12 protein-coding genes and 1 riboswitch are annotated in these 15,487 nt (G+C 70.9%); of the genes, 10 read left to right on the top strand and 2 right to left on the bottom strand.

Annotated features, from left to right (window positions below; all coding sequences use genetic code 11):
• Positions 1 to 12: 12 nt before the first annotated feature.
• Positions 13 to 1,023 carry a nucleoside triphosphate pyrophosphohydrolase gene (locus ACFVGW_RS19620; protein WP_385852872.1) on the top strand — a complete coding sequence of 337 codons (1,011 nt, stop codon included), beginning with the start codon at positions 13 to 15 and terminating at the stop codon, positions 1,021 to 1,023.
• Here ACFVGW_RS19620 and ACFVGW_RS19625 read toward each other — a convergent pair whose 3' ends face one another.
• On the bottom strand, positions 1,024 to 2,229 hold the full coding sequence (locus tag ACFVGW_RS19625; RefSeq protein ID WP_385852873.1) for a globin domain-containing protein: 1,206 nt from the start codon (positions 2,227 to 2,229) through the stop codon (positions 1,024 to 1,026).
• 98 nt (positions 2,230 to 2,327) lie between these two features.
• Here ACFVGW_RS19625 and ACFVGW_RS19630 point away from each other — a divergent pair, with 98 nt between their 5' ends.
• From ACFVGW_RS19630 to ACFVGW_RS19670, 9 genes are all read left to right on the top strand, one after another.
• Positions 2,328 to 3,605, top strand: a complete 1,278-nt coding sequence (locus ACFVGW_RS19630) for a cytochrome P450 (protein ID WP_385852874.1) — start codon at positions 2,328 to 2,330, stop codon at positions 3,603 to 3,605.
• A 179-nt stretch (positions 3,606 to 3,784) separates the two neighbouring features.
• Positions 3,785 to 4,762, top strand: a complete 978-nt coding sequence (locus ACFVGW_RS19635) for a transglycosylase family protein (RefSeq protein ID WP_385852875.1) — start codon at positions 3,785 to 3,787, stop codon at positions 4,760 to 4,762.
• A gap of 259 nt (positions 4,763 to 5,021) precedes the next feature.
• Positions 5,022 to 5,197, top strand: a riboswitch (cyclic di-AMP (ydaO/yuaA leader).
• 3 nt (positions 5,198 to 5,200) lie between these two features.
• Positions 5,201 to 5,896 (top strand): transglycosylase family protein, encoded by a 696-nt coding sequence (locus ACFVGW_RS19640; RefSeq protein ID WP_385852876.1) that lies wholly within the window; start codon positions 5,201 to 5,203, stop codon positions 5,894 to 5,896.
• Positions 5,897 to 6,216: 320 nt separating this feature from the next.
• On the top strand, positions 6,217 to 7,503 hold the full coding sequence (eno, locus tag ACFVGW_RS19645) for a phosphopyruvate hydratase (protein WP_352188521.1): 1,287 nt from the start codon (positions 6,217 to 6,219) through the stop codon (positions 7,501 to 7,503).
• 98 nt (positions 7,504 to 7,601) lie between these two features.
• Positions 7,602 to 8,075: a septum formation initiator family protein gene (locus ACFVGW_RS19650; RefSeq protein ID WP_352188522.1), complete on the top strand. Its 474-nt coding sequence runs from the start codon at positions 7,602 to 7,604 to the stop codon at positions 8,073 to 8,075.
• 79 nt (positions 8,076 to 8,154) lie between these two features.
• Complete coding sequence (locus ACFVGW_RS19655; protein WP_385852877.1) at positions 8,155 to 8,694, top strand: DUF501 domain-containing protein; 540 nt, start codon at positions 8,155 to 8,157, stop codon at positions 8,692 to 8,694.
• Positions 8,691 to 9,605, top strand: a complete 915-nt coding sequence (locus ACFVGW_RS19660; RefSeq protein ID WP_383228050.1) for an exopolyphosphatase — start codon at positions 8,691 to 8,693, stop codon at positions 9,603 to 9,605. The genes ACFVGW_RS19655 and ACFVGW_RS19660 overlap by 4 nt, the downstream gene beginning before the upstream one ends.
• Positions 9,606 to 9,974: 369 nt before the next feature.
• Positions 9,975 to 11,354 carry an NAD(P)/FAD-dependent oxidoreductase gene (locus tag ACFVGW_RS19665; RefSeq protein WP_383228048.1) on the top strand — a complete coding sequence of 460 codons (1,380 nt, stop codon included), beginning with the start codon at positions 9,975 to 9,977 and terminating at the stop codon, positions 11,352 to 11,354.
• A 176-nt stretch (positions 11,355 to 11,530) separates the two neighbouring features.
• Complete coding sequence (locus ACFVGW_RS19670) at positions 11,531 to 12,829, top strand: class I SAM-dependent methyltransferase (RefSeq protein WP_385852878.1); 1,299 nt, start codon at positions 11,531 to 11,533, stop codon at positions 12,827 to 12,829.
• Positions 12,830 to 12,923: 94 nt separating this feature from the next.
• On the opposite strand, the gene ACFVGW_RS19675 is transcribed toward ACFVGW_RS19670, so the two are convergent.
• The gene (locus ACFVGW_RS19675) at positions 12,924 to 15,455 is read right to left on the bottom strand and encodes an ABC transporter permease (protein ID WP_385852879.1); all 2,532 of its coding nucleotides are present in this window, start codon (positions 15,453 to 15,455) and stop codon (positions 12,924 to 12,926) included.
• Between the last annotated feature and the right edge of the window lie 32 nt (positions 15,456 to 15,487).

Consider the following 15,487-nt stretch of genomic DNA (forward strand, 5'->3'; position numbering starts at 1 on the left):
TAAGGTCGAAGGGTGAACGCTGAATCACCCGTCGACCCCGGCCGTGTCGTCCTGCTCACCGCCAGCCACCGCGTGGCCCCCGGGCTGCTGTCCTGGCCCGCGTGGCAGGCGCTGCACGGCGCCGACCGGGTGCTGTGCGCCGACGAGCACCACCCGCAGCTGCCCTACCTCCGCGAGGCCGGGGTCGCCGTCGAGCACACCAGGCCCGCCGCGCAGGACCTCCTCGACGCGTGCGCCGGGGGACGGACCGTCGTCGTGCTGCCCTCCGGCGAGGGCGACCGGGCGCTCACCGACGGGCTCGCGCGGCTGGCCGGGTCGGGCCGCGTCACGATGCCCGACCTGGAGCTGCTGCCCGGCTCGTACGACCTGCCCGGCGCCCGTCTCCTCGACCTGGTGCAGGTCATGGACCGGATCAGGCGCGAGTGCCCCTGGTCCTCGCGCCAGACCCACAAGGGGCTCGCCAAGTACGGCATCGAGGAGGCGTACGAACTCGTCGAGGCGATCGAGACCGGCGACCGCACCGAGCTGCGCGAGGAGCTCGGGGACGTCCTGCTCCAGGTCGTCTTCCACGCCCGGATCGCGGAGGAGGACGAGGAGGAGCCGTTCTCCGTCGACGACGTCGCCGGGACGATCGTGGAGAAGCTGATCCACCGCCACCCGCACGTCTTCGGCGACGCCGAGGCCGAGACGCCGGAGGAGGTCAAGGAGCACTGGATGCGCACCAAGGCGATCGAGAAGCAGCGCGACTCGGTCACCGAAGGGGTGCCGCTCGGCCAGCCCGGTCTCGCGCTCGCCGCCAAGCTGGCGGGCCGGGTGCGGACGGCCGGCCTGGACGTGGAGCTGCCGAAGGGCGAGGGGATCGGGTACGAGCTGCTCGGCCTCGCGGCACGGGCCGAGGCGGCCGGCGTCGACGCGGAGGCCGCCCTGCGCGCCGCCGCCCGCGTCTACCGCGACTCGATCCTCGCGGCGGAGAACGCGGCGAAGCAGGACACCGGGACCGCGCCGGACCCGACGGGGTCCTGATCAGGGGCGGTGCGGAGCCCGGGCCGCCGGATCGTGCCAGGGGACTTCCGGCGGGTCGATGAACCACTCCGCCGGGCCGGACGGACGGCCGCGCAGGCCGGCCGGCGCCGGCAGCCGGTCGTGGTGGACACGGGCGGCGCCCAGGTGGTCCAGGACCGGGAGACACTCGGCGAGGAAGCCGGGCGGACCCGCCAGATACACCTCGTGGGCCCGCCAGTTGCCACAGGTGTACAGCGCGTGGAGCAGGCGCTCGGTCGCCTGGTCGCGGGGGTGGCGGGGCGCGGAGGTGATGTACGTGACGCGGAGCCCGGGTATCCGTTCCCGCAGGCGCTCGGCGTCCACCCTCCCGTACAGGTACTGCTTCGCGCGCGCGACGAGGAAGAGCCGGGCATCGACGCCCTCCGGGCTCTCCGCCAGCTCTTCGAGGAGTGCCTTGACGGGCGCCCAGCCGGTCCCGGCGGCGATGTAGCTGCGCGGGGCGCCCGGCGCGGTCCGCGCGGTCAGCGCGCCGCCGGGCGCGCTCATGCGCAGCGACTCGCCCTCCCGCGTCCCGTCGACGAGCGCCGTGCTCAGCGCACCGCCCGGGATCCGGCTGACGTGCAGGTCCACCGTCCCGTCCGCGCGAACGGCGTTGGCCAGGGAGTACGTCCGCCACACCCGGGGGACCCGCAGCGAGCTGACGCCGGCGTACTGCCCGGGCAGATGGGCGAAGGGCCTGCGCGGTTTGAGGGTCAGGACCGCCAGGTCCTCGCCGAGCCGCTCGTGGCGGACGACGACGGCGTCCCACCAGGCCGGCTGCCCGTCCGCCTCGGCCTCGCCGGCGCCCCGCATCATGAGCTCGGCGACGTACCCGTACGCCTCGGTCCACGCCTTCTCGGCCTCGATGGTCCAGGCGGCTCCGGCGGCGTGCGCGAGCGCGGCGCCGAGGCTCGACCCGACGGCGGCGTAGAGCGCGGGCGTGGCCATGAACTTGCGGTGGTCACGCCCCAGATGGGCGAGGTACGCGGGCAGCGCCGGGTCCTCCAGGTGGGTCACGACATGGGTGAGCGCGGCGAAGAGACGGTCGCGCTGGGCCCGCATGTCCTCGGGGAAGAGCTCACGGACGCCCGGGTTGTGCCAGAACAGATGGGAGTAGAAGAAGGTGACGGCGTGTTCGGCCCGTCTCTCGACGACGGCGAACAGGCTTCTGAGTAACTGGGCGTCCACGCGGAAGAATCTAGGCCACGCGTCTTCACAGGACGATCACATTCGGGACGGTCGCGGGCCCGGAGGCCGGTGCGGCGGTGACCTTGTACCGTCTCAGGGTGAGCACGACCCCCGCCGACCAGCCCGCCGAGCCCCCGGCCCGGACCCCCGCTCCCGAGCTCTTCACCTGGGAGTTCGCGACCGATCCGTACCCCGCCTACGCCTGGCTGCGCGAGCACGCGCCCGTGCACCGGGCGAAGCTCCCCAGCGGGGTCGAGGCCTGGCTGGTGACCCGGTACGCCGACGCCCGGCAGGCCCTCGCCGACCAGCGGCTGTCGAAGAACCCCGCGCACCACGACGAGCCCGCGCACGCCAAGGGGAAGACGGGGATCCCGGGGGAGCGCAAGGCCGAGCTGATGACACATCTGCTCAACATCGACCCACCCGACCACACCCGGCTGCGCCGGCTGGTCTCCAAGGCGTTCACCCCGCGCCGGGTCGCCGAGTTCGCCCCCCGGGTCCAGGAGCTCACGGACCGGCTGATCGACGCCTTCGCGGCGAAGGGCGAGGCCGACCTCATCCACGAGTTCGCCTTCCCGCTGCCCATCTACGCGATCTGCGACCTGCTCGGCGTGCCGCCCGAGGACCAGGACGACTTCCGGGACTGGGCAGGGATGATGATCCGGCACGGCGGAGGGCCGCGCGGCGGGGTGGCACGCTCGGTCAAGAAGATGCGCGGGTATCTGGCGGAGCTGATCCACCGCAAGCGGCTCGACCCCGGCGACGACCTGATCTCCGGGCTCATCAAGGCCTCCGACCACGGCGAGCACCTCACCGAGAACGAGGCCGCCGCGATGGCCTTCATCCTGCTCTTCGCCGGCTTCGAGACGACGGTCAACCTGGTGGGCAACGGGGTCTACGCCCTGCTGCGCAACCCAGGACAGCGCGAGCGTCTCCAGGCCTCGCTCGCGGCGGGGGAGCGGGGACTCCTGGAGACCGGCGTCGAGGAGCTGCTGCGCTACGACGGGCCGGTGGAGCTGGCGACCTGGCGGTACGCCATGGAGCCGCTGACGATCGGCGGACAGCGGATCCCGGCGGGCGACCCGGTCCTCGTCGTGCTCGCCGCCGCCGACCGCGACCCGGCGCGCTTCGACGAGCCGGACACGCTCGACCTCTCCCGTCGTGACAACCAGCACCTCGGCTACGGGCACGGCATCCACTACTGCATCGGCGCGCCGCTCGCCCGGCTCGAAGGGCAGATCGCGCTCGCGACGCTGCTGACTCGCCTTCCGGACCTGCGACTTGCCGTGGATCCGGCCGACCTGCGGTGGCGCGGAGGGCTCATCATGCGCGGATTGCGCACACTTCCGGTGGAGTTCTCCCCTTTGGGTGACTGACAGACCGTCAATATTGTGACTTTCGCGTGATCTCCGCTGCATCGACTTGTTACTGACGTTCGAATGCCGCTACGTTCACCGTCACCTCAGCAGTCACGCGAAAGGCCCTCCCCATGCGCTCCGGGAACGGACGACACCGCAGACCCCGCCAGGCCCCCGCCATCGTTGTCGCCGCAGGCGTGACGGGATCGGCCCTGGCGCTTCCCCTCCTCGGTGCGGGCTCGGCGTCCGCCGCCGACGCCGCCACCTGGGACCGGGTGGCCGAGTGCGAGTCGGGCGGCCTGTGGAGCGCCCACTTCGGCAACGGGCTCTACGGAGGTCTGCAGTTCACCCAGGAGAGCTGGGAGCGTCACGGCGGTCTCGACTACGCGACCAGTGCGGACCTCGCCAGCCGCGCCCAGCAGATCGCGGTGGCGGAGAAGGCGTTCGCCGCGGGCGACACGCAGTGGGCGACCTGCGCCCCGATCGCCGGCCTGACGAAGGACGGCGCCAAGCCGGACGTCGACCCGGGCCCGGCGGTGAAGCCGGTGGAGCCCACGGGCCCCCTCCCCGAGTCGAACCGGACCGCGGGCCTGCCGACCGGTTCCGAGACGACGTCGCCCGACGCCGACGCCTCCGAGACCGCCACGCCGGGCAGGGGCAACGGGAAGGGGAACGGAAGCGGTGACGGGGCGGGTGAGCCGTCCGCCACACCCGAGACGTCCACCACGCCCACCGCGCCGAGCACGTCGGAGACCCCGGGCACGGGGAAGCACCGCGGTGACGCGGCTCCGGAGGAATCGGTCAATCCGGGCGAGAGTGGCGAAAAGGGTCGCCACGCCGCGCCGACTGACACCCCGACATCCGACGCGGACGCCGAGGCGGGCGTGCCGGAGCAGGGCAACAAGGGCGAGAAGGGCAACAAGGGCGAGAAGGGCAATAAGGGCTCTTCCGGCAGTTTGGACAACACCGCTGCTCAGGACATATCCGGGGCGATCGGTGAATACACCGTCAAGTCGGGCGACAGTCTCTCCGAGATCGCCCAGCAGAACGAACTCCCGGGCGGCTGGGGCGCCCTCTACGACGCCAACCGTTCGACGGTCGGTGCCGATCCGGACCTGATCCTCCCTGGCCAGAGCCTCGACCTCGGCCTCGGTTCGGCTGCGAACCAGGGGTAGTTCAGGGCCGTATGTCCGGTTCTGCGCCAGTGAGACATGGGTCTCTTTGTCTCAACTGGCGCGTCCCGTCCATAAACTCGGCTTCCGTCACCTCTCACCTGCGTAAACACCCTTCGTCCCCTGGCGAGTAGGGGTGAAATGTCCGACCTGGGCCTCTTTGAACTTCCCCCGGGTCTGTGTCTACGGTCAGGACCGCTCGCCACCGCGGGCCCCGTCGACCGAAACGCCGAATCCTGCCGTCGGCCGATGGGAACAGTCGTCGCGTCAAGCGCCGTAGGCAGGAGCGGGGGACCCAAGGTAAGTGCCGCCCCCGGCCGTTGAGACAGACGGCCGGAGGACCGGCTTGGGGTGAAGCCGCGCGCAAGGTCGCGCGGCCGGGCAACTCACATGGCCCGAACCCGACAGCTCACCTCGCAGGCGTCGGTGAGGAGAAGTTCCATGCTGTTTTCCGCCAAGGGCAAACACCGTCGTGCCTCCAAGGCCACCCGCGCCGTCGCTCTCGCCGGTATCGCCGGTGTCGCCGTCGCCGCCCCGCTGATGACCGCCGGTTCGGCCTCGGCCGCCACGGCCTCCGAGTGGGACAAGGTCGCCCAGTGCGAGTCCGGTGGCAACTGGTCCATCAACACCGGCAACGGCTACTACGGCGGCCTGCAGTTCTCCGCCTCCACCTGGGCCGCCTACGGTGGCACCGCCTACGCCGCCACCGCCGACCAGGCCTCGAAGTCGCAGCAGATCACCATCGCCGAGAAGGTCCTCGCCGGACAGGGCAAGGGTGCCTGGCCGAGCTGCGGCGTCGGCCTCTCCGGTGCCGCCTACACCGGTGGTGCCGCCGAGAGCGCGCCGGCCGAGCCGGCCGCCCCGAAGCAGGAGCGTCAGGCCGAGCAGCCGACGACCCGCAGCGAGACCCGGACCGCGCCGAAGAAGGCCGAGTCCAAGAAGACCGTCACCACCCCGACCGGCAAGAAGGTCAAGAAGGGCGACGGCGAGTACAAGGTCGCCGCCGGCGACACCCTGAGCACCATCGCCGCCGCCCACGACGTCAAGGGCGGCTGGGCGAAGCTCTTCGAGCTCAACAAGGACGTCGTCGAGGACGCCGACCTGATCTACCCGGGCCAGCAGCTTCACCTGAAGTGAGGCCCGCGGCCCGCGTGAGTCCGGCGGCTCACACGGGTCCGACGACCCTCCCGCGGTGACCACCCCGGTCCGGAGCGCTCTTCCCCCGTGCGCTCCGGGCCGGGGTTCCGCGTTCCCGGGCCCGGGGGCGGGGCCCCGCGGAGTTACCGCCGAGTAGTTCTGGGGCGCTTTGGCCGTGGATGCGTGCCCTTGGGTCCTTTTTCGTCCCACGGGGCGGGCGCCCGGCGGGCGGGAGCCCCGGAGCCGGTTAGGCTCTTGTCGCAAGGCCAAAGCGACCCTGCACCGCAAGCGTCACATCTAGCGTCACATCCCAGAAGGAGATGCTCGTGCCGTCCATCGACGTCGTCGTAGCCCGGGAAATCCTGGACTCCCGAGGCAACCCCACGGTCGAGGTCGAGGTCGGCCTCGACGACGGCAGCACCGGCCGTGCTGCCGTTCCGTCCGGTGCCTCCACCGGTGCGTTCGAGGCCATTGAGCTCCGTGACGGAGACAAGAACCGCTACCAGGGCAAGGGCGTCGAGAAGGCCGTCCTCGCCGTGATCGAGCAGATCGGCCCGGAGCTCGTCGGCTACGACGCCACCGAGCAGCGCCTCATCGACCAGGCCATGTTCGACCTGGACGCCACGGACAACAAGGCCTCCCTCGGCGCCAACGCCATCCTCGGCGTCTCCCTCGCCGTCGCGCACGCCGCGTCCGAGGCCTCCGACCTCCCGCTCTTCCGCTACCTCGGCGGCCCGAACGCGCACCTGCTGCCCGTTCCGATGATGAACATCCTGAACGGCGGCTCGCACGCCGACTCCAACGTGGACATCCAGGAGTTCATGATCGCGCCGATCGGCGCGGAGTCCTTCTCCGAGGCCCTGCGCTGGGGCACCGAGGTCTACCACACCCTCAAGTCCGTCCTGAAGACCAAGGGCCTGTCCACCGGCCTCGGCGACGAGGGCGGCTTCGCCCCGAACCTGGACTCCAACCGCGAGGCGCTCGACCTCATCCTGGAGGCCATCAAGCAGGCCGGCTACGTCCCGGGCAAGGACATCGCGCTGGCGCTCGACGTCGCCGCGTCCGAGTTCTACAAGGACGGCTCGTACGAGTTCGAGGGCAAGTCCCGCTCGGCCGCCGAGATGACCGAGTACTACGAGGAGCTCGTCTCCGCGTACCCGCTCGTCTCCATCGAGGACCCGCTGTTCGAGGACGACTGGGCCGGCTGGAAGGTCCTCACCGACAAGCTGGGCACCAAGGTCCAGATCGTCGGCGACGACCTCTTCGTCACCAACCCGGAGCGCCTGGCCCGCGGCATCGAGGACGGCGCCGCCAACGCGCTGCTCGTCAAGGTCAACCAGATCGGTTCGCTGACCGAGACCCTGGACGCCGTCGAGCTGGCCCAGCGCAACGGCTTCAAGTGCATGATGTCCCACCGCTCCGGCGAGACCGAGGACGTCACCATCGCCGACCTCGCCGTCGCCACCAACTGCGGCCAGATCAAGACCGGCGCCCCGGCCCGCTCCGAGCGCGTCGCCAAGTACAACCAGCTCCTGCGCATCGAGGAGATCCTCGACGACGCGGCCGTCTACGCCGGCCGCAGCGCCTTCCCGCGCTTCAAGGGCTGATCGCCGAGAACCCTCGGTTCCGTACGTCCCCGCACCCGGTCCCGTACCGTGTGCGGGGACGCACGCGTTACGGGACGACACAGGGGAGGCGACTGGAGATGGCCGCGAAGGACCGGGACCGGTTCTCGACCGCGACCAGGATCAGGCTGCTCGGCGAGCAGACCGCCGCCCGTGTCTACCGCTCCCAGACCCGCCGTCAGGCGCGCCGCTCCCGGCTCACCGGACGGGCGGCCTTCCTCGCCCTGGTGGTCTGCTCGCTGGTCGTCGCGCTCGCGTACCCCATGCGCCAGTACGTCTCCCAGCGCGGCGAGATCGCCGAGCAGGAGCGCCAGGCCGACGACGCCGCCGCGCGGGTCGAGAGGCTGCGGGACGAGAAGGCCCGCCTCCAGGACCCCGCGTACGTCCGCCGGCTCGCCCGGGAGCACCTCCACTACGTGATGCCGGGCGAGACCGGCTTCACCGTGAACGACCCCGAGGCCGAGCGGGCCCGGCGCGCCGAGCAGGGTGCCGCCGAGCAGCCCTGGTACTCCGATCTCTGGGACGGCGTCGACCGCGCGGACACGCGCCGCTAGCGCGCGCCGCCCGGCGGCCCCGGCCCCACGACCGACCTCCACCACCGACGACACTCCGACGAGAAGACAAGACGCAACGATGGAAACGCCCCCTCCGCAGACCGCACGCACCGAGCCGACCGAGGCGGACGTCGCCGCCTTTGAACAGCAGCTCGGCCGCCCGCCCCGGGGTCTGCGCGCCATCGCGCACCGCTGCCCCTGCGGCAACCCGGACGTCGTCGAGACCGCGCCGCGGCTCCCGGACGGCACCCCGTTCCCCACGACGTACTACCTGACCTGCCCCCGCGCGGCCTCCGCGATCGGCACCCTGGAGGCCAACGGGGTCATGAAGGAGATGCAGGCCCGGCTCTCCACCGACCCGGAGCTGGCAGCCGCCTACCGGGCCGCGCACGAGGACTACATCGCCCGCCGTGACGCCATCGAGGTCCTGGAGGGCTTCCCGAGCGCCGGCGGCATGCCCGACCGCGTCAAGTGCCTGCACGTCCTCGTCGGCCACTCGCTGGCCGCGGGACCGGGCGTGAACCCGCTGGGCGACGAGGCGATCGCGATGCTGCCCGAGTGGTGGGCCAAGGGCCCCTGCGTCGCGCCGTGCACGGACGAGAAGGAGACGGACCGGTGACCCGGGTCGCGGGCATCGACTGCGGTACGAACTCCATCCGCCTGCTGGTCGCCGACATCCACCCCGAGACGGGTGAGCTGATCGAGCTGGACCGGCGGATGACGATCGTCCGGCTCGGACAGGGCGTCGACCGGACCGGCCGCCTCGCGCCCGAGGCGCTGGAGCGCACCTTCGCCGCCTGCCGTGAGTACGCCGCCGTCATCAAGGAACTGGGCGCCGAGAAGCTCCGCTTCGTGGCCACCTCCGCCTCCCGTGACGCCGAGAACCGCGACGAGTTCGTCAGCGGCGTCCTGGACATCCTGGGTGTCGAGCCCGAGGTGATCACCGGCGACCAGGAGGCCGAGTTCTCCTTCACCGGCGCCACGGGCGAGCTGCCCGCCACCGAGCGGTACCTGGTCGTGGACATCGGCGGCGGCTCGACCGAGTTCGTCGTCGGCGACAGGCACGTCGAGGCCGCCCGGTCCGTCGACATCGGCTGCGTACGGCTCACCGAGCGCCATGTGCGCAGCGATCCGGCGGCCCCCGCGGAGATCGACGCGATCCGCGCCGACATCCGGGCCGCGCTCGACCAGGCCGAGGAGACCGTCCCGATCCGCTCGGCCGGGACCCTCGTGGGGCTCGCGGGTTCGGTCACCACGGTCGCCGCGATCGCGCTGGGGCTGAAGGAGTACGACTCCGAGCGGATCCACCACTCCCGCGTCCCGTACGAGAAGGTCGCGGAGATCGTCGACCTGCTGCTCCGCTCCACGCACGCCGAGCGCGCCGCGATCTCCGTGATGCACCCGGGCCGGGTCGACGTCATCGTCTCCGGGGCGCTCGTCCTGCTGGAGATCATGGAGCGGACCGGGGCCCGTGAGGTCGTCGTCAGCGAGCACGACATCCTCGACGGAATCGCACTGTCCGTGGCATAACGGGCACTCGGCGGGGCGTCCGGAATCGGTCCGCCGAGAAAGTTCGTGAAGTTCTTCACAAGGAAAAGGGCCCTGAGGGGGGCTGCGGAGGGCCATTGGGGCCTCCGGCGCCCCTGTCGGGGCTCTTTCGTAGGCGTGGAGCCCGGTTCGCTCGATGTTTCCATCGTGTGAATGCACCCCGTGGTTCTGCGTTAACGGGGGCTCTCCAGACCAGTTCAGTAGGGGTGAACAACGTTCACCCCTGCACCTTGGTTCCTTTGCACGACCATGACCTGGGTCACGTGGGCGGCGGAGTGTAGCAGAGGTGCCCCAGGAGCTTGTGAAGGGGCGCACGAGCGACCCCCCTGGGAGGGGTGGATACTCGGATGCATGAGCACCACGGAGCGTCCCAGGATCCTCGTAGTAGGCGGTGGGTACGTAGGCCTGTACGCAGCTCGACGCATCCTCAAGAAGATGCGTTATGCGGAAGCGACCGTCACGGTCGTCGACCCGCGCTCGTACATGACGTACCAGCCCTTCCTCCCCGAAGCCGCCGCAGGCAGCATCTCGCCGCGCCATGTCGTCGTCCCGCTGCGACGCGTCGTGCGCGGAGCCGAGGTGCTCACCGGTCGCGTCACCAGCATCGACCAGGACCGCAAGGTCGCCACGATCGCGCCGCTCGTCGGCGAGGCGTACGACCTGCCGTTCGACTACCTGGTCATCGCGATGGGCGCGGTCTCCCGTACCTTCCCGATCCCCGGCCTGGCCGAGCAGGGCATCGGCATGAAGGGCGTGGAGGAGGCCATCGGCCTCCGCAACCACGTCCTGGAGCAGCTCGACAAGGCCGACTCCACGACCAACGAGGAGGTCCGCCGCAAGGCGCTGACCTTCGTCTTCGTGGGCGGCGGCTTCGCCGGTGCGGAGACCATCGGCGAGGTCGAGGACATGGCCCGCGACGCGGCGAAGTACTACACCAACGTGAAGCGCGAGGACATGCGCTTCATCCTGGTCGACGCCGCCGACAAGATCCTTCCCGAGGTCGGCCCAGAGCTGGGCCGCTGGGGCAAGGAGCACCTCGAGGGCCGCGGTGTCGAGATCTACCTCTCGACGTCCATGGACTCCTGCGTCGACGGTCACGTCGTGCTGAAGAACGGCCTCGAGGTCGACTCCAACACCATCGTGTGGACCGCCGGCGTCAAGCCCAACCCGGCGCTCGCCCGCTTCGGCCTCCCGCTCGGCCCGCGCGGCCACGTGGACGCCCAGCCGACCCTCCAGGTCACCGGCACCGACTACATCTGGACCGCCGGCGACAACGCCCAGGTTCCGGACCTCGCCGCCCGCAAGGCCGGCGTGGAGAACGCCTGGTGCCCGCCGAACGCCCAGCACGCGCTGCGTCAGGCGAAGGTCCTCGGCGACAACGTGGTCTCCGGCATGCGGGGCTTCCCGCAGAAGGAGTACAGCCACTCCAACAAGGGCGCTGTGGCGGGCCTCGGCCTCCACAAGGGCGTCGCCATGATCGTCATGGGCAAGATGAAGATCAAGCTCAAGGGCCGGCTCGCCTGGTACATGCACCGTGGCTACCACGGCATGGCCGTGCCGACCTGGAACCGCAAGATCCGCGTCTTCGCCGACTGGACCCTCGCGATGTTCCTGAAGCGCGAGGTCGTCTCCCTCGGTGCCATGGAGACGCCGCGCGAGGAGTTCTACGAGGCGGCCAAGCCCGCCCCGGCTCCCGCCACCCCGGCGCAGGAGAAGGCCAAGGCCTCCTGACGCGCTGAGAGCAGGACCCGACGTCACCGAAAGGGCCGTCCGCCATCCGTGGTGCGGACGGCCCTTTCGCGTGTTTTTGCCGAGTCGTTGTGCGGCGGCGGGACTGTATTCGCCTACGGACGGTGTTTACGTGGTCACGAGCATTTCTGGGGCACGACATCACGGAGGTGTGCACCATGGCCGACGCCGCATCGCGGCTGACCACTCTCGCGGAGGACCTGCTGGGGTCCCCGCTCCCGGTGCGTCTGCGAGCCTGGGACGGCAGCGAAGCCGGACCCGCGGACGGCCCCGTCCTGATCGTCCGGGAGCGGCGCGCCCTGCGCCGGCTTCTGTGGAAGCCCGGCGAACTGGGCCTCGCGCGCGCCTGGGTGGCCGGTGAGATCGACGTCGAGGGCGATCTCTACGAGGTCCTGGACCGGCTGGCGGGGCTGTTCTGGGAGCGTGGCGAGGAGACCAGGAGCGCCCTGGCGTCCGTACGCGACCCGAAGCTCCGCACCGCGGCCGCGGCGTTCCTGAAGCTGGCCAGACCGCTGCCGCCGCCCGCGCCGCCCGCCGAGGAGGTGCGCCGGCGCACCGGATCGCGCCACAGCAAGCGCCGCGACAAACAGGCGATCAGTCACCACTACGACGTGGGCAACGACTTCTACGAACTGGTCCTCGGGCCGTCGATGGTCTACTCGTGCGCGTACTGGACCGAGGACGGGACCCTGGAGGACGCCCAGCGCGACAAGCTGGACCTCATCGCCCGCAAGCTGCACCTGAAGGAGGGCGACCGGCTCCTCGACGTCGGCTGCGGCTGGGGCTCCATGGCCATGCACGCGGCCCGAGAGTACGGCGCGCGGGTCGTCGGCATCACCCTCTCCCGCGAGCAGGCGACGTACGCCCGCAAGCGGATCGCCGAGGAGGGCCTGACGGACCGGATCGAGATCCGGGTCCAGGACTACCGCGACGTCAAGGACGGGCCGTACGACGCGATTTCGTCCATCGGCATGGCGGAGCACGTCGGAGAGACCCGCTACCGCGAGTACGCCGACATGCTGCACGCCCTGCTCAAGCCCGGCGGCCGGCTGCTCAACCACCAGATCTCCCGCCGCCCCGAGCCGGACGAGGAGGCCTACCGGATCGACCCCTTCATCGACGCGTACGTCTTCCCCGACGGCGAACTCGCCCCGATGGGACGCACGCTGACGACGCTGGAGGACGCCGGCTTCGAGGTGCGCGACGTGGAGGCGATCCGCGAGCACTACGCCCTGACGCTGCGCCGCTGGGTGGGCAATCTGGAGAGCGACTGGGCCCGGGCCGTACGGAGCACGTCACCGGGCAGGGCGCGGATCTGGCGGCTGTACATGGCGGCCTGCGCGGTCTCCTTCGAGCGCAACCGCATCGGAGTGAACCAGTTCCTCGCCGTGAAGACACCGGAGTCGGGGACCTCGGGCGTCGCGCTGCGGCCGCGGGTGTGGAACGAGAAGGCGTGACCGGCTCAGCCGCTGAGCCGCTGGGCCGCTGAGCCGCTGACACGCGAAGGGCCGGGCCCCCAGGGGAGCCCGGCCCTTCGCGTCACGTGCGCTGCTACTCGGTCTTGATGGCCGTCAGCATGTTGAGCTTCGCGGCGCTGCGGGCCGGCCACAGGGAGGCGAGGACGCCGACCAGTCCGGCCAGGACCAGGAAGACCCCGATCCGGTCCCAGGGCAGCACCAGCGCGTAGCCCGGCAGGCTGCTCTTGAACGTCTCGCCGATCGCCCAGCCGAGGAACGCGCCGAGACCGATGCCGACCACCGCGCCGAAGAGCGAGATGACCACGGCCTCCAGACGGACCATCCGCTTCACCCGGCGCCGGTCGAGGCCGATCGCCCGCAGCATGCCGATCTCCTGCTGGCGCTCGAAGACGGACATGGCCAGGGTGTTCACGACGCCCAGGACCGCGATGATCAGGGCCATCGCCAGCAGGCCGTACATGATGTTCAGGAGCATGTTGATCTGGCCGCCGAACAGGTCACGGATGTCCTTCTGGTCCATGACCGTGATGGCCGGGTTGTCGCCCATGGCCTTCGCGATCGCCTTCTCGTTGGCCGCGGAGGCGCCGCCGTCCATCGAGACGAAGATCTGCGGGATGTACGACTGCTGCTCGTGGGCCGTGATGGCCTTCGCGTCGATCAGGACCGGCGAGACGAACTCGCTGTCCTCGTAGATCGCGCCGACCGTCAGCATGCCCTTCTTCTTGTCGCCGAACTCGACCGGCAGCGTGTCGCCGACCTTCCAGCCCTGCTTGGTCGCGGTCTTCTCCGCGATCGCGATCTGCCCCTCGCCGAGCGAGCCCAGCGAGCCCTTCACGGTGTTGAGCTTGATCAGCTTCTCGATGTCGCCGGGGGTGACACCGGACGCCGAGACGTCCTTGCCCTTCAGCGTGAACCAGCCGGCCAGCTGCGGCGAGACGGCCGTGGCACCCGGGGTCTTCTCGATCGCGGCGAGCGCGTCCCTGTTCATGCCCTCGCCGCTGGCCATGGAGATCATGTAGTCGGCGCGGATCTGCTCGGTCGTCATCCTGTCCAGCGCCGCGCCGACCGTCGTACCGAGCACGGACAGGCCGGTGACCAGGGTCAGGCCGATGGCGAGCGCGGAGGCGGTGGCGCCGGTACGGCGCGGGTTGCGGACCGCGTTGAGTCCGGCGAGCTTGCCGGAGACCCCGAAGAGGCCGACGAACAGCGGGCGGATCAGGGCGATCACCGGGCGGGAGAGCAGCGGGATCAGCACGATCACACCGATGAGGGTGACGAAGGCGCCGCCCGCGATGTACATCCGGCCGTCGTCGCCGCCGGTGCCGGCGCCGAGCACGATGAGGACCACACCGAGCGCGGTGAGCGCGGCGCCGATGGAGTTGCGGACCACCAGCGACTTGGTCGTCGCCGCCGCGTGGACGCTGCTCATCGCGGCGACCGGCGGGATCTTCGCGGCACGGCGGCCGGGCAGCCAGGCGGCGAACATGGTGATCTTCACACCGACGGCGAGTGCGGCGATGAGCGGGGCTGCGGTGAGGACCAGCGGGCCGCCCGGCACCTTCAGGTCGAAGGCGTTCATGCCCGAGCGCAGTCCGGCGGCCATCGCGATGCCGAGGCCGTAGCCGACGACCGAGGCGACCAGGCCGACCAGTCCGGCCTCGACGAGGACGGAGCGGGTGATCTGCCGGCGCGAGGCGCCGACGGCGCGCATCAGCGCGAGTTCCCTGGTGCGCTGGGCGACCAGCATGGTGAAGGTGTTGGCGATCAGGAAGACGCCGACGAAGAGGGCGATGCCGGCGAAGCCGAGCAGCACCTGCTTCAGCGCGCCGAGCCCGGCCTCGATGTCCTCGGCCTGCTTGTCCGCGAGCGCCTGGCCGGTCTGGGCCGTGGCGGCCTTGGGGACGACCTTCAGGACCTCGTCCAGGAGCTTGTCGGCGTCCGTGCCGGGGGTCGCGGCGATGGTGGCGCTGCGGTAGAAGCCCTCCTTCACGAACTGCTTCTGCGCGACGGAGTTGTCGAAGAGGACCAGGCTGCCGCCGGCGCTGACCGCGCCGTCCTCGGTGGTGAAGACACCGGAGAGGGTGTACTCCTTCACCGGGCCGTTGGTGGCCACGCGGACACGGTCGCCCACCTGGTAGCCGCCCTTGGCCGCGGTGTCCTTGTCGAGCGCCACCTGGCCGTCCTCGACCGGGCCGGCGCCCTGGACGAAGTCGTACGCCCGGTCCTTGCCGTCGGCGCCCGGGGCGAAGTTGGTGCCCTTGTTGGACCAGCCGACGCCGATCAGCTTGCCGTCCCTGTCGGGCACGCCGGCGAAGCCGTCGACCCGCCCGGTGACGGAGGCGACGCCGTCGAGCTTGCCCAGGCGGTCGATGACGCCCTGGGAGAGGCCGGGCTCCTTGGCGGCCTCCTCCGGGTTCGGGTAGTGCTCGACGGCGACGGCCACGTCGTCGTAGCTCTTGGCCGACTGGCTGCGGAAGGCCTGGGAGAGGGTGTCGGTGAAGACCAGGGTGCCGGAGACGAAGGCGACGCCGAGCATGACGGCGAGCACGGTCATCAGCAGCCGGGCCTTGTGCGCGAGCACGTTGCGCAAGGCGGTACGGAACATGTGTGTGTCCTGGGGTGGGAGCCCCCGTGTCG

Source organism: Streptomyces sp. NPDC127129 (assembly GCF_042671585.1).
In the GTDB taxonomy this organism is placed as follows: Bacteria; Actinomycetota; Actinomycetes; order Streptomycetales; family Streptomycetaceae; genus Streptomyces.